Source organism: Gemmatimonadota bacterium, from assembly GCA_016720805.1.
Classification (GTDB): domain Bacteria; phylum Gemmatimonadota; class Gemmatimonadetes; order Gemmatimonadales; family GWC2-71-9; genus Palsa-1233.
Window position 1 is genome coordinate 34,510 of sequence record JADKJZ010000005.1, and the last position, 14,009, is coordinate 48,518.

Genomic DNA, 14,009 nt, shown 5'->3' on the forward strand with positions numbered 1-14,009 from the left:
GGGCGCCGCAATCGGCACGTCCGGCGGAGGGGAGGGCTCGACGACACGGAACCCGCTCGTCCGGCCCCCCAGCGCCGGGCCCGCTGAGGATGCGGTGCGATGCTGGGGGGCGCGCGGAGTCGGGGTCGTGGACGCGAGGACCGTCCAGTCGCTCGCCGGGTGACCATCCGTCACTCGGGCTTGGGCCCCGCCGGCGTGCGACGTCGGACCGCAGCGTCAGCGAACCCCGACCCGCGCGCCCCGGCTAGGCCGGAGCCCCCAGGCCGGGCCCGCCCAGCAGTGGTATCGACCATCGACCATCGACCATCGATCATCGATCATCGCCGCCCCCGTTTCACGTGAAACAGCTACTTCACGCGCTCCCGACGAAGCACTTCGACCAGCAGATGCTGCAGATCCGCCGGGGAAACCCCCGGAACCCGCCCAGCCTGCGCCAGCGTCGTCGGTTGCACCCGCGCCAACTTCTCGCGAGCCTCCCAGGAAAGCCGCTCCATCTGCCGCCACGGCAAATCCGCCGGCAACGGTGTTGCCTCAAGCCGCACCAACTTCTCGGCGACGACTCGCTCCCTGGCCAGGTAACCGCCATAGCGAAGCTCGATCGCCGACCACTCGCAATCGTCGGCGCCCACGTCGACCCCCGCCGCCTCGAACAGTGCCACCAGCGACACCCCCGGACGCTTCACCAGCTCCGCGATCCGCACCGGCTCGCTGATCCCATTGCTTCCACTCGCCGCGAGGATCCCGTTCGCCTGCGCCGGCGACACCGCCGTCTCCACGGCGAGCCGGCCCACCGCCTCCTCACGCTCCAATCGCTCCTCGGCAGCAGCCCGCTCACCGTCCGACCAGAGGTTCCGGGCCGTCGCAATCGGCAACATGCGCCGTAACGCGTTGTCCTGCCTCAACATAAGACGATGTTCAGCGCGAGAAGTGAATAGCCGATACGGTTCGTCGACGCCCTTGGACACCAAGTCGTCCACCAAGACGCCGCAGTACCCCTCGCTCCGGCCGATGGCGATGGGCTCCAGGTCGAGCGCCCACGCTGCCGCGTTCATCCCGGCGACCGCTCCCTGCCCTGCGGCCTCTTCATATCCGGTCGTCCCGTTGATCTGCCCGGCGGTGTAGAGCCCGGGGATCGCCTTCACGGCGAGATGCCGATCCAACTGCGTCGGTGGCAGGTAGTCGTACTCGATCGCGTACCCCGCGCGCGTCATCTCGACCTGCTGCATGCCCGGAATCAATCGCAGCATCTGCAGTTGCACGTCAGGGGGCAGCGACGTCGAGAGTCCTCCGACATAGAGTTCGTCGGTGTCGAGTCCTTCGGGCTCGAGAAAGACCTGATGGCGCGCGGCGTCGGGGAACTTCACCACCTTGTCCTCGACACTCGGACAGTAACGCGGACCACGACCGGAGATCGCGCCGCCATAGAGCGCCGAGTCGGCGAGGTGCCGGGTGATGAGTGCCTTCACCGGATCACCCGCCCAGGTCAGCCAACAGGGACGCTGTGCCGGATGCGGTGCGCGCACGTGGGAGGAGAACCAGTACGGCACGGCATCGGAATCCTGACGCGCCATCACCGAGGTGTCGATGGTCCGGCCATCGACGCGCGGCGGCGTGCCGGTCTTGAAGCGTTCAACCGCTAACCCAAGCGCAGCAAGGTGTTCCGAGAGTTCGACCGAGGGCGGCTCACCGGCGCGGCCCGCGGGAATCGTGTGCGACGTGCCGACGTGAATGCGCCCGCGCAGGAACGTCCCGGTCGTGATCACCACCGAACGCGCACGCACCGACACACCGTCATCCGTGAGCACGCCGACGACTGCGCCGCCTTCGATCAGGAAGCGCGCAGCGGTCCCCTCCGCCAATTGCACCGGGTGCGTGACTGGCAGCGACTCGAGCAGCGAACGCACCGCACGGCGATACAGCGTGCGATCACACTGCGCGCGCGGACTCGCGACTGCGGGACCCTTGCTCTGGTTCAGCATCCGGAACTGGATCATCGCGCGGTCGGTCGCGCGCCCCATGATCCCGCCGAGGGCGTCGACCTCGCGCGCGATGGTCCCCTTGGCGATGCCGCCGATCGCCGGGTTGCACGACATCTGGCCGATGGTGTCGAGCCGCTGCGTGAGCAGGATCACCCGCGCGCCGGAGCGCGCCGCCAACGCGGCCGCTTCGGTGCCGGCGTGACCGCCACCCAGGACGAGGACATCACAGTGCATGCGACAATCTACGTGGGGGCGGGCCATGCGAAGATGCCCCCCAGCCGCGCATGTCATTGCGCGGCGCCGGCGTTGAGATCCCCGCTTTGGGGGGCGGGCCCAGCCTGGGGGCTCCGGTCTCGCGTGTTCCAAGCGTCTTCGCCGCGGCGCCCCCTATACAGCATGCCGGGGGCGCCGCAATCGGCACATCCGGCGGAGGGGAGGGCTCGACGACACGGAACCCGCTCGCCCGGCCCCCCAGCGCCGGGCCCGCTTAGGATCTCAGCCGGGGCGCACGGCGGCGGGGTCGCGGGCGCGAGGCCTCGTCGAGCGCGCAAACCAAATGAGGGGCGCAGCCGTTTGGCTGCGCCCCATCTGTTTGGCGGCGGCGACCCCATGGTGGCGACGCACCAGCGGAGCCGCCGCCCGGCGCGCGGCTTGAGGACCGACGCGCCCGCGAGCCCCGCGACGGGCGCCCTGCAAGAGGTCCTTCGACTGCGCGCCGCTACGCCTGCCCAGCGTCCGGGGGCAGCGACTTCCGAGAGCCTGCCCTGACCAGAGCGAAGGGCCCCACTGCGGGGGCGGGGCAGAAATCGCAGTACATTCCCTCATCCCCATTCCGGACAATCGATGCGCCTCCCCTCGCTGCTCCTGCTGCCGGCTCTTTGCGTTGCCCTGCCCGCACAGACTGCCGCACCGGCCAAGCCCGCCTACAGCTACGTCAAGCTCGTCGACACCATGGTCGCCATGCGCGACGGCGTGAAGCTGCACACCTCGATCTATGTGCCGCAGAACTACAGCGGCCCGCTGCCGATCGTCTTCACCCGCACGCCGTACAGCATCACCGGCTCGGCCGGCCGCATGACCGGCAGCTATCGCGAACTCGCCGAGGATGGCTACGCCTTCGCCTTCCAGGACATCCGCGGCCACTACGGCAGCGAAGGCACCTTCGTGATGCAGCGCGCCCCACGCGATCGCAACGATCCGAAGGCCATCGACGAAGGAAGCGATGCCTACGACACCATCGACTGGCTCGTCAAGCGCGTCCCCGGCAACAACGGTCGCGTCGGCATGCTTGGCGTTTCCTACGACGGCTGGGTCGTCGTCCAGGCGCTGATGGATCCGCACCCCGCCTTCAAGGCCGCGTCACCGCAGGCATCGCCCGCCGACATGTGGATGGGTGATGACTTCCACCATCAGGGGGCATTCCGCCTGTCGTACGGATTCGAGTACGCCTACGACATGGAACAGGGAAAGGTCTCCAAGCAGTTCGCCTTCGATCGCGCCGACACCTATGACTGGTACTTGGCGCTCGGCTCGCTCGCGCGGGTCAACCAGGACGTCTTCAAGGGAACCATCCCCACCTGGAACGACTTCGCGGCGCACCCGAACTACGACGCCTTCTGGAAGAAGCAGGCGGCGGTGCCGTACCTTCAGCAGCCGGTCACCGTCCCGACGCTCAATGTGGCTGGGTGGTGGGACCAGGAAGATTTCTACGGGCCGGTCACCATCTACCGCGCCATGGAGAAGCACGACGCGAAGAACATGAACTTCCTGGTGGTGGGGCCGTGGAACCACGGCGGCTGGGGTGGCACCGGCAAGACGCTGGGACCGATCGACTTCGGCAGCAACACCGGCGACTACTACCGGCAGTCGATCCAGCGGCCGTTCTTCGCCTGCCATCTCAGGGGCGCAGCCGATGGCTGCACACCCGCCGAGGCGACGCTCTTCCGCGCGGGAGAGAATCGGTGGGTCAGCAACACGACCTTCCCTCGGCGCGACAACGTCACCCAGACGCCGATCTACACCGCCGCGTCAGGGGCCCTCTCCTTCTCGGCGCCGAAGGCCGCGGCCGCCGCCGACTCCTTCATCTCCGACCCGGCCAATCCGGTACCGTATCGTCGGCGGCCAATCCAGCCGACGTATGGCTCCGGCTCGCAGTGGCGCGCCTGGCTGACCGAAGACCAGCGCCTCGTCGACCATCGCCCCGACGTGCTCACCTGGCAGACCGGCGTGCTCGATGCCCCCGTCACCATCAGTGGCGAGATCATGGCCACGCTCTATGCGTCGACCAGCCAGAGCGACGCCGACTGGGTCGTCAAGCTGATCGACGTCTATCCCGACTCGCTCCCCTCGCCAATGGGCGGCTTCCAGTTCATGGTCGCCAACGACGTTCTGCGCGGCCGCTACCTCGAGTCATTCGAGACACCGCGTGCGCTCGTGCCGAACAAGGTCGAGAAGTTCACCGTCGACCTGCACACGCAGGAGTACACCTTCAAGCCGGGTCACCGGATCATGGTGCAGGTCCAGAGCACCTGGTTCCCGCTGATCGATCGCAACCCGCAGCGCTACGTCCCGAACATCTTCAACGCCAGCGCCGCCGATTTCCGGAAGGCCGTCCATGCGGTGCAGCGATCGGCGCGGTGGCCGACGCATGTGAGCCTGCCGATTCTCCGCCCTTAATGCGGGCGGGGGCCCGCATGGCCTGTACGGGCGCAGCATGCTGCGCCCGTACACCATGACCATGGCCCGCGTGGGTAAGCGTCCCGATCACCCCGCTCTCACCCACCGGAACACTTCGCGCAGCGTCGGCTTCTTGCCGTACATCAGGATCCCGGTTCGGTAGATCCGTCCCGCGACCCAGACGACGCCGAGCAGCGCGGCGACCATGATCACCAGTGACAGTGCCAATTCTGGCAGCGGCACCGCCGCCATCGACCAGCGCACCGGCATCACGAACGGCGCCGTGAAGGGGATCAGCGAAAGCACCGTGCCGAGGCCGCCGGACGGGTCCTTGATCACGGCGAAGACGCCGAAGAAACCGACCATGATCACCATGATGACGCCGGAGATCGCCTGCTGCGCCTCCTGGGTCGAGTTCACCATCGATCCCACGGCGGCGAAGACGGCGCCGAAGAGCAGGAAGCCGAGGGCGAAGTAGGTCAGGAAGACCACCAGCAGGTCGGTCGGAATCGACGGGATCGGCAGCGTCTGCATCGTCTCCACCGGCACCTTCAACAGCCCGGCAAGCACCGCGCGATTCTGCCCCACCACGAAGACCGTGCCGACCCAGATCGACATCTGCAGCAGGCCGACCGCGCCGACACCGATCACCTTGCCGAGCAGCATCTGGAAGGGCCGCAGCGACGAGGCGAGAATCTCCATGATGCGCGACGTCTTCTCCTCGATCACCGACATCATCGTCTGCTGGCCGAAGAGCACCACCGAGATGTAGAGCAGGAAGCCCATGATGTAGGCCAGAAGGAACGATGCGGCACCACTCTCGCCCGTCGGCTTCCCGTCGGCCACCTTGGTGGTCTTCATGTCGGCCGGCCGCATCGCGGCAGTCACCACACCGGCATCGACGCCGGCGCGCTCAAGTCGCGTTCCCACGACCACGGAGGAGATCAGCCGCTCGAGTTCGCCCATGGTCTCGAAGGACGAAACATTGGTGCCGAAGTACGCGACCTTCCCGGCGGCCAGCGTGTTCTCCGGCAGGATCATCACGCCATCCAGCGGCTCAGCCACGTCGCGCGAGGTGCGCTGCAGGAGCGAGTCGCGCTTGGCGGTCGGGTCCCCGGCGAGCGTGATGTGCTCGATGGTGTACTTGGGCCGGACGCCATCCTTGAAGGTCGGCTTCGCCAGGGCGGCAACGATCTGCACCCCGGTGGAATCGGCGGTGCCGTCGATCACGGCAATCCGCGTGGTCCGGTCGGTGCCGCGCATCATCAGCGCCGGCACGGTCATCGCAAACACCATGAGCAACGGCAGGCCGAGGGTGGCCAGCAGGAAGGCACGGGTGCGGACGCGCTCGATGAACTCCCGGCGCACGACGGCAAAGATCTTGTTCACGCGGCCTCCCCGGTGCGCGCGGCGACCGCGGCGTTACCAACCTTGGCGATGAAGATGGCCTGCAGCGACGGCTCGACGATCTCGAAGCGACTGAGCCCGACGCCCTCGCGGATCAGCGCGTGGAGCAACGCTTCCGGATCGGCGCCCTCCGCCATGCGCAGATCGGCCGAAGCGCCGTAGTCGTCGATGGTCTCGATCAGCCGCCGATCGGCCAGCACCCGCTCCGCCTTCTCGCGATCGTGGGTGAAGCCGAGGGCGATATGCCGCCCACCGAAGCCGGCCTTGATCTCCTGCAGGGTGCCGTCGACCACCTTCTCGCCGCGGGCGATGATCACGATGTGATCGCACATCCGCTCCGCCTGCTCCATGATGTGGGTCGAGAAGAGGACGGTGACCCCCGACTTGGCGAGCTCGATCACCACGTCCTTCATCACCTGGGAGTTGACCGGGTCGAGTCCCGAGAAGGGCTCGTCCAGCACCACCAGCTCGGGGTCGTGGAGCAGCGATCCGGCGAACTGGACCTTCTGCTGCATCCCCTTGGAGAGGTCCTCGACCTTCTTCTGGGCCCAGTCGGCGATCCCGAGCCGGTCGAGCCACTTGGCGGCCCGTCGCTTCGCCTCGCTCCGGGCGATCCCCTTCACTTCGCCGAAGAAGACCAGATGATCGAGCACTTTCATCTTCTTGTAGAGGCCGCGCTCCTCGGGGAGGAAGCCGATCCGGGGGGAGAGGTCACGCCCCTTCCGGTCCGACCCGAAGAGGGAGATCGACCCCTCGTCCGGCTCGATGATGTCCATCATCATCCGGATCGAGGTGGACTTCCCGGCCCCATTGGGGCCCAACAAACCGAAAATGCCGCCGGTTGGGACCTCGAAGGAGAGGTCCTTGACGGCGACATGGCCTGAAAAGCGTTTGGTGACCTTCTCGAAGCGAACAGCGGCAGCTGCCACAGAGTTCCCCAGGTAGGAGTGGACGGGGGAACTTACTGCCTCAGGCGGTCGGGAGTTTCAGTGGTGAACAACCGATCATCGATCATCGATCATCGATCATCGATGATCGATGATCGACTATCAGAACTTCCCGACGGAGAGGAACTCGTCGGCCGGGATCACCAGCGTCCTGTGCTCCGGCGGCACCCCGAACTTCCGCAGCTGGGCCAGCCATCCCTCCCGGTCATTCCCGGGCTCGAGGATCGTGGTGTCGCGCATCACGACCCCGCGCTCCTGGCGCTCGTGCCAGCGACCGACGTAGGTCCGGCCGCTGGCCCCCTCGATCAGCACGGTGATCCCGTGCAGCTCGTCGTGCCCGGGGTGAAGCACCATGCCGCTCACGCGCAGTGGGTCTCGAAGGCGGTGACGATCGCGGCGGCGATCATCTCGGGCGACCGCCCCTCGATCTCGTGCCGATGGATGAACGCGACCACCTCGCCATCCTTGAGCAACGCCGCCGACGGCGATGACGGCTGGTACTGCCCGAAGTACGACCGCACGCGCGCCGTGGCGTCGAGGTCCTGCCCCGCAAATACCGTCAACAGCTTCGCCGGCTTGGCCGTCGCCGTCGCGAGTGCCTTGGCCAGCGCCGGCCGTGCGCCACCCGCTGCGCAACCGCACATCGAGTTCACGAAGACGAACGCGGTCCCTTCCGCATTGCCGAGCGCGGCATCGACCTCGTCGACGGTCTTCATTTCCTGCACGCCGAGGCGGGTGACTTCTTCGCGCATCGGCTTGATCATCAGTTCGGGGTAAGGCATAGGGTGGAGCTCCTAGTTAAGTCGTTAGTCGTTAGTCGTTAGTCGTTAGTCGTTAGTCGTTAGTCGTTAGTCGTTAGAAAAAGCCGTGAGCGTGGGGTTTCCGGTCACACCCTAACGACCAATGACTAACGACCAACGACTCAGGTCCCGGGATTCAAAGCTTCTTTGAGCACGTGCCACACCATCGTCGCACACTTCACGCGCATCGGATACACCGACAATCCCTTGAAGGCGACCAATTTGCCGAGGCCGTCCAAGTCACCGGGCTGGCCGGTGAGCATGGCGTGGAAGCCGTCGAAGAGCGCCATCGCCTCGGGGATCGTCTTCCCCTTGATGGCGGTGGTCATCATCGAGGAGGAGGCGCGGCTGACCGCGCATCCCTGCCCCTGGAAGCCGACCTCGGTGATCCGCCCCTCGGCGTCGACCACCAGGTCGAGCGACACTTCGTCGCCGCAGAGCGGGTTGCGCCCCTCGGCGTGATGCGTTGGCGCGTCGAGCCGCTTGAAGTTCCGCGGCGAGCGATCGTGCTCGATGATCAGCGTCTGGTACATCTCGTCCATGCCGGCCATCAGCGGAAGAGCTCCCGCACCTTCTCGAGCCCCGTCCCCAGGGCACGCACGTCGGCCTCGGTCGTGTAGGGCCCGAACGAGGCACGCGCCGTCGCCGGCACGCCGAAGCGGGCATGCAACGGCTGGGTGCAGTGGTGGCCCGCGCGAATGCAGATCCCGCGCGAGTCGAGGATCGAGGCGATATCGTGCGGATGCGCACCAGTCATCGTGAAGGTCAGCACCCCGACGCTCTGCGTCGGCTTGGCCAGCAACTTCACGCCTGGGATGGCCTCGAGCATTTCGCGGCCGAGGTGGAGCAGCCGTTCGTCTTCGGCCTGCCACGCCGCGCGGTCCTCGGACATGACCCACTGCATCGCGGCGTCCATCCCGATGACGCCCGCGATGTTCGGCGTCCCCGCCTCGAAGCGCTGCGGCCCCGACGCGAAGGTGGTCCGCTCGAAGGAGACGCGGTCGATCATGTCGCCGCCCCCCTGATAGGGCGGCATCGCGGCCAGCAGTTCTCGCCGCGCCCAGAGGACGCCGACACCGGTCGGCCCGAAGAGCTTGTGGGCGGAGAAGCAGTAGAAGTCGGCGCCGAGCGCCGTCAGGTCAACCGGGAAGTGCCCGACCGCTTGCGCGCCGTCGACCAGCACCGGGACACCGTGGACCCGCGCCATGCTGGTCAGCTGGGCGATCGGGTTGATGGTGCCAAGCGTGTTCGAGACGTGCGCCACCGCGAGCAGCGCCGGCCCCTCGGCCAGCAACTTCCCGGCGGCCGCGAGGTCGAGCTCGCCCGTGTCGGTGACCGGGATCGCCTTCAGTGCCGCGCCGGCCAGCTGCCAGGGAACGATGTTGGCGTGGTGCTCCATCTCGGTGACCAGCACCCACGTCCCCGGCCCGACCTTGGGGTGGAGGAACGACTGCGCCACCAGATTGGTCGAGCCGGTGGTGCCGGTGGTGAAGACGATCTCGTCCTCGCGCACGCCGCCGAGAAAACGCGCCACGGTGGCGCGGGTTCCGTCGTAGGCCATCGTGGCGCGCTCGGAGAACTCGTAGACACCGCGATGGATGTTGGCGTTCCACCCCTCGTAGAACGCCATCTCGGCGTCGATCACGACCTGGGGCTTCTGCGTGGTGGCGCCGCTGTCGAGGTACACCAGCGGCTCCCCGCGCGAGGTGCGGGCAAAGATCGGGAACTGCGCCCGCACGGACTCACTCATCCCAGCATCTCCTCGAGCCGATCGCGCACGATCCGCTCGATGCCGTTCCGCACCGCGGGAATGGTCACCTCGGTCAGCACTTCCGCCGCGAAGGCCCAGATCAGGAGTTCCTGCGCCGTGCGGCCGCCGATGCCGCGCGTCTGCAGATAGTAGCGCTGCTGCTCGTTCAAACGGCCGACCGTGGCGCCGTGGGTGCACTTCACGTCGTCGGCGAAGATCTCGAGCTGCGGCTTGGTGTCGACCTTGGCCTGATCGGAGAGGAGCAGGTTGCGGTTGGTCTGCTTGGCATCGGTCTTCTGCGCGATCGGCTCGACGAAGACCTTGCCGTTGAAGACGGCGCGCGACTTGTCGGCCAACACGCCCTTGTAGACCTCCCACGAGTTGCAGTTGGGCTGGTCGTGGAAGATCGCCGAGTGGGTATCGGCGAGCTGCTCGTGCTGCGTGAGGTAGAGGCCGTACATCAGCGTCTCGACCTGCTCGCCCGCGAGACGGGCATGCAGGTTGTGGCGCGACACCTTCCCGCCGATCGACAGCGCGAACGAGCGGTAGTGCGACGCCCGGGCCTGATGCGCGTGGGTGTAGCCGACATGCCAGGCGCGGGCGCCTTCGCGCTGCACCCGGATGTGCTCGACCCACGACGCTTCGCCAAGCACCACCTCGGTGACGGCATTGCTCAGGTGGAGTGTGTCGGCCAGCGAAACGAACTGTTCCACGACGGCGCCGCGTGCGGCCTTGGCCGCAGTGATCAGCACGCGCGGCGCGACCAGGGCGCCATCCGCGGCGGAGGTCGTCAGGTGCAAGATCTCGAGCGGCGCCGCCAGTTCCGTCCCGGCGGCGAGGTGCAGCACCACGCCATCGGTGAAGGTCGCCAGCGAGAGCGCCGAGAACGGCGTCGCAGTCGGCAGCGCGATGGTGCCGAGGTGCGTCTCGACCGCGGCGTCACCGGCGGCAATTGCCGCTCGCAATGACGAGGCCTGAATGGAGGCCGGGAGGTTCGAGAGCGCCGCGACGAAGACGCCGTCGACCAGGACGGCGAGCGGTCCATCGGCAAGACGCAGCGCGGCGACATCCGCCGCCGTCACCGGCGCCGAGGCGCCGACGGCCGTCCACGCGGTGGCCGCAATCGGGGCGACCGGCGTGAAGCGCCACTCTTCGTCGCGCGTCGACGGGACGCCGACTTCGGCGAAGCGGGCGGCGGCCGCCTGACGGCGGGCCACGAGCCATGCCGGCCCGGTGCCGGTGGCTGCGTCGGCGAGGGCAGCGAACGCCATGGCGCCCACGCTGATCGAGGGCGTGATGCTCGTGGTGCTGCTCATCAGACTGCCACTCCCTCGGGCAGGCCCGTCAGCCACTCGTAGCCCTTCGCCTCGAGCTCGTGCGCCAGCTCCTTGCCGCCTGACTTCACGATCTTCCCGCCGGCCAGCACATGCACGAAATCCGGCACGATGTAATCGAGCAGGCGCTGGTAGTGGGTCACCAGGATGATGGCGCGTTCCGGCGAGCGGAGCTTGTTGACGCCGTCGGCGACAATCCGCAGCGCATCGATGTCGAGGCCGGAGTCGGTCTCGTCGAGGATCGCGAGCTTCGGCTCAAGCACCGCCATCTGCAGGATCTCGTTCCGCTTCTTCTCGCCACCGGAGAAGCCGAAGTTGACCGCCCGCTCCATGATCTCCGGGCCCCACTCGACCACCTTGAGCTTCTCCTCGAGCAGGTCGAGGAAGTCCATCGGGTCGAGCTCGTCGAGCCCGCGCGCCTTGCGGACCTCGTTGTACGCCATGCGGAGGAAGTAGGCGTTGGTCACGCCCGGGATCTCCACCGGATACTGGAATGCCAGGAAGACGCCGGCCCAGGCGCGCTCCTCCGCCTCCATGTCGAGCAGGTCCTCGCCCTCGAGCGTCGCGGTGCCGCTGGTGACGTCGTAGGCCGGATGCCCCGAGAGCACCTGCGCCAGCGTGCTCTTGCCGGAGCCGTTCGGGCCCATGATGGCGTGGACTTCGCCGGCGTTCACGGTCAGCGAGATCCCCTTGAGGATCTCCTTCTCGTCGACGGAGGCGTGGAGGTTCGAGATCTGGAGCAGTGCCATTCGTTGAGATCCTTGAACAGGTCGTTAGTCGTTAGTCATTGGTCGTTAGAGGTTGGTCATTCCGTGGCAGGGCAGGCGATCGCTCGGCACCCTAACGACTAACGACCAACGACTAACGGCTCCTACCCTACGCTTCCTTCCAGCGACACCCCCAGCAGCTTCTGCGCCTCCAGTGCGAACTCCATCGGGAGCTCCCGGAAGACTTCCTTGCAGAAGCCGTTGACGATCAGCGAGATCGCGTGCTCGGTGTTCAGGCCACGCGCCTTGCAGTAGAAGATCTGGTCTTCGCCGATCTTGCTGGTGCTCGCCTCGTGCTCCACGTCGGAAGTGCTGTTCTGCACGTCGATGTAGGGGAAGGTGTGCGCCCCGCAGGCGTTGCCGATGAGCATCGAGTCGCACTGGGTGTAATTGCGCGCCCCGTGCGCCTTCGGGAGGATCTTCACCTGGCCGCGGTAGGAGTTCTGCCCGCGCCCGGCGCTGATCCCCTTCGAGACGATGGTGCTCTTCGTGTTGCGGCCGATGTGGATCATCTTGGTGCCGGTGTCGGCCTGCTGCATGCCGTTCACCACCGCCACCGAGTAGAACTCGCCGATGCTGTCGTCGCCCTGGAGGATCACTGACGGGTACTTCCAGGTGATCGCCGAGCCGGTCTCGACCTGGGTCCACGAGATCTTGGCCCGTGCCCCCGCCTTGCCGCGCTTGGTGACGAAGTTGTAGATCCCGCCGACGCCGTTCTCGTCGCCGGCGTACCAGTTCTGCACCGTGCTGTACTTGATGGTCGCGTCATCGAGGGCGACCAGCTCCACCACCGCCGCGTGCAGCTGATTCTCGTCGCGCTTCGGCGCCGTGCAGCCCTCGAGGTACGAGACGTACGCGCCCTCTTCGGCCACGATCAGCGTCCGCTCGAACTGCCCGGTGTTGGCGGCGTTGATGCGGAAGTAGGTCGACAGCTCCATCGGGCAGCGCACACCCTTCGGGATGTACACGAACGAGCCGTCGGAGAAGACCGCCGAATTCAGCGCGGCGAAATAGTTGTCGGAGGCCGGCACGACCGAGCCGAGGTACTTCTGCACCAGCTCGGGATGCTCCTTCACCGCTTCGCCGAAGGAGCAGAAGATCACCCCTTCCTTGGCGAGCGCCGCCTTGAACGTCGTGCCGACCGAGACGGAGTCGAAGATCGCGTCGACGGCGACGCCGGCCAGCAGCTTCTGCTCGCTGAGCGGGATGCCGAGCTTCTCGTACGTGGCCAGCAGCTTCGGATCGACGTCGTCGAGCGAGCCGAGCGGCGTCGTGGTCTTCGGTGCCGAGAAATAGGCGATCGCCTGGTAGTCGATCGGCGTGTAGTGCACGTTCGGCCAGGTCGGCTCGGTCATCTCCTGCCAACGGCGGAACGCCTTCAAGCGCCAATCGAGCAGCCACTCGGGCTCCTCCTTCTTGGCGGAGATGAAGCGGACCGTCTCCTCGGAGAGTCCCGGGGGCATCGTGTCCTGCTCGATGTCGGTGACCCAGCCGTGCTTGTACTCGCGATTGACCAGCGCGTCCATCTCGGTGCTCACGAAGCCTCCAAGCCTGCGTCGTCGCCCGGATTGGCGACTCGATAGCTGCATGTGCCGCAACCGCCCGCGATGCGCGAGCGGCGCTCGATTGGTGCCCCGAAGACCTGCGCCAGGAAGCGTTCCTCGGCGGCGCAGACTTCAGGAAAACGTTCCGCGACCAGGCGATGCGGACAGTGGTGCTCGGTGAGGAGCCCCCCCGTCGCCGCATGCACCCAGGTCGCCATGTACCCCTCGGCGTCGAGCACCCGCGCGACCACCTCTCCCCGCTGCTCCGGGGTGACTCCGCGCGTCTCGACCTCCAGCCGCTCGGCGAGCGACCGGTACTGCTGCTCCAGCAGCGCCACCGCCGCGTCCCGCCCCGACGTCGCGACCAGGTGGTCGAGCAGGTCGGTCAGGGTCCGCTCGTAGCGGTCCGGAAAGAGGCTATGTCCTTTGGGAGTAAGGCGATAGGTGTGCGCCGGGGCGCCGACACCCTTCGAGGTCCGGTCGAACCCGACGACCCCCTCGGCCTCCAACTCCTTCAGATGATGCCGCACCGCGTTCAGCGAATACCCCAGCGCGGCCGCAAGATCCCCGGCCGTCGCCCCACCCTCGCGCTTCAGGTGCAGCAGCACCAGCCCGCGGGGACCGCGGTGCCCGACCGGAACGGCCGTATCAGCAAAGGAAAGCGCTGGAGATGCCATAAGGGGGCAAGACTACGCGGAATTTGGGGATTTGTCAATTCGTGCGAAGATATTGGTGCGATTGCCCATGTTACCCATGCGGTTGGTCGTCGTGTGTGTAAGGGCGCAGCATGCTGCGCCCCTACACA

12 protein-coding genes are annotated in these 14,009 nt (G+C 67.0%); 1 reads left to right on the forward strand and 11 read right to left on the reverse strand.

Annotation, left to right across the window (positions count from 1 at the left end; translation table 11 throughout):
* Nucleotides 1-347 precede the first annotated feature (347 nt).
* Entirely contained in the window at nucleotides 348-2,213 is a 1,866-nt protein-coding gene (mnmG, locus tag IPP98_06270) for a tRNA uridine-5-carboxymethylaminomethyl(34) synthesis enzyme MnmG (protein ID MBL0178719.1), read from the reverse strand.
* Between the two features lie 609 nt (nucleotides 2,214-2,822).
* Here mnmG and IPP98_06275 point away from each other — a divergent pair.
* Nucleotides 2,823-4,655, forward strand: a complete 1,833-nt coding sequence (locus tag IPP98_06275; protein ID MBL0178720.1) for a CocE/NonD family hydrolase — start codon at nucleotides 2,823-2,825, stop codon at nucleotides 4,653-4,655.
* A gap of 87 nt (nucleotides 4,656-4,742) precedes the next feature.
* Here the strand turns inward: IPP98_06275 and IPP98_06280 are convergent, their stop codons facing one another.
* The 10 genes from IPP98_06280 to IPP98_06325 form a co-directional block, all read right to left on the reverse strand.
* Nucleotides 4,743-6,044 carry an ABC transporter permease gene (locus IPP98_06280; protein ID MBL0178721.1) on the reverse strand — a complete coding sequence of 434 codons (1,302 nt, stop codon included), beginning with the start codon at nucleotides 6,042-6,044 and terminating at the stop codon, nucleotides 4,743-4,745.
* A complete protein-coding gene (locus IPP98_06285) occupies nucleotides 6,041-6,991 on the reverse strand; it encodes an ATP-binding cassette domain-containing protein (protein ID MBL0178722.1) in 951 nt (316 codons plus the stop codon). Before IPP98_06285 ends, IPP98_06280 begins: the two co-directional genes overlap by 4 nt.
* A gap of 120 nt (nucleotides 6,992-7,111) precedes the next feature.
* Nucleotides 7,112-7,363 (reverse strand): hypothetical protein, encoded by a 252-nt coding sequence (locus IPP98_06290; protein MBL0178723.1) that lies wholly within the window; start codon nucleotides 7,361-7,363, stop codon nucleotides 7,112-7,114.
* Between the two features lie 5 nt (nucleotides 7,364-7,368).
* Nucleotides 7,369-7,791, reverse strand: coding sequence for a BrxA/BrxB family bacilliredoxin (locus IPP98_06295; GenBank protein ID MBL0178724.1), 423 nt, complete (start codon nucleotides 7,789-7,791; stop codon nucleotides 7,369-7,371).
* Nucleotides 7,792-7,931: 140 nt separating this feature from the next.
* Nucleotides 7,932-8,360, reverse strand: coding sequence for an SUF system NifU family Fe-S cluster assembly protein (locus IPP98_06300; protein MBL0178725.1), 429 nt, complete (start codon nucleotides 8,358-8,360; stop codon nucleotides 7,932-7,934).
* Nucleotides 8,360-9,559 carry a SufS family cysteine desulfurase gene (gene sufS / locus IPP98_06305; GenBank protein ID MBL0178726.1) on the reverse strand — a complete coding sequence of 400 codons (1,200 nt, stop codon included), beginning with the start codon at nucleotides 9,557-9,559 and terminating at the stop codon, nucleotides 8,360-8,362. Before sufS ends, IPP98_06300 begins: the two co-directional genes overlap by 1 nt.
* On the reverse strand, nucleotides 9,556-10,875 hold the full coding sequence (sufD, locus tag IPP98_06310; GenBank protein ID MBL0178727.1) for a Fe-S cluster assembly protein SufD: 1,320 nt from the start codon (nucleotides 10,873-10,875) through the stop codon (nucleotides 9,556-9,558). The genes sufS and sufD overlap by 4 nt, the downstream gene beginning before the upstream one ends.
* Nucleotides 10,875-11,636 carry a Fe-S cluster assembly ATPase SufC gene (sufC, locus tag IPP98_06315; GenBank protein ID MBL0178728.1) on the reverse strand — a complete coding sequence of 254 codons (762 nt, stop codon included), beginning with the start codon at nucleotides 11,634-11,636 and terminating at the stop codon, nucleotides 10,875-10,877. The genes sufD and sufC overlap by 1 nt, the downstream gene beginning before the upstream one ends.
* 128 nt (nucleotides 11,637-11,764) lie before the next feature.
* Nucleotides 11,765-13,186 carry a Fe-S cluster assembly protein SufB gene (gene sufB, locus IPP98_06320; protein ID MBL0178729.1) on the reverse strand — a complete coding sequence of 474 codons (1,422 nt, stop codon included), beginning with the start codon at nucleotides 13,184-13,186 and terminating at the stop codon, nucleotides 11,765-11,767.
* A gap of 8 nt (nucleotides 13,187-13,194) precedes the next feature.
* Nucleotides 13,195-13,812, reverse strand: coding sequence for a winged helix-turn-helix transcriptional regulator (locus tag IPP98_06325; protein MBL0178730.1), 618 nt, complete (start codon nucleotides 13,810-13,812; stop codon nucleotides 13,195-13,197).
* Nucleotides 13,813-14,009: the final 197 nt, after the last annotated feature.

What these genes read in the sequence shown, in the direction of transcription:
- mnmG (MBL0178719.1), bottom strand. Translation starts at nt 2,213, where the DNA reads ATGCACTGTGATGTCCTCGTCCTGGGTGGCGGTCACGCCGGCACCGAA.
- IPP98_06275 (MBL0178720.1), top strand. Translation starts at nt 2,823, where the DNA reads ATGCGCCTCCCCTCGCTGCTCCTGCTGCCGGCTCTTTGCGTTGCCCTG.
- IPP98_06290 (MBL0178723.1), bottom strand. Translation starts at nt 7,363, where the DNA reads ATGGTGCTTCACCCCGGGCACGACGAGCTGCACGGGATCACCGTGCTG.
- IPP98_06295 (MBL0178724.1), bottom strand. Translation starts at nt 7,791, where the DNA reads ATGCCTTACCCCGAACTGATGATCAAGCCGATGCGCGAAGAAGTCACC.
- IPP98_06300 (MBL0178725.1), bottom strand. Translation starts at nt 8,360, where the DNA reads ATGGCCGGCATGGACGAGATGTACCAGACGCTGATCATCGAGCACGAT.
- sufS (MBL0178726.1), bottom strand. Translation starts at nt 9,559, where the DNA reads ATGAGTGAGTCCGTGCGGGCGCAGTTCCCGATCTTTGCCCGCACCTCG.
- sufD (MBL0178727.1), bottom strand. Translation starts at nt 10,875, where the DNA reads ATGAGCAGCACCACGAGCATCACGCCCTCGATCAGCGTGGGCGCCATG.
- sufB (MBL0178729.1), bottom strand. Translation starts at nt 13,186, where the DNA reads ATGGACGCGCTGGTCAATCGCGAGTACAAGCACGGCTGGGTCACCGAC.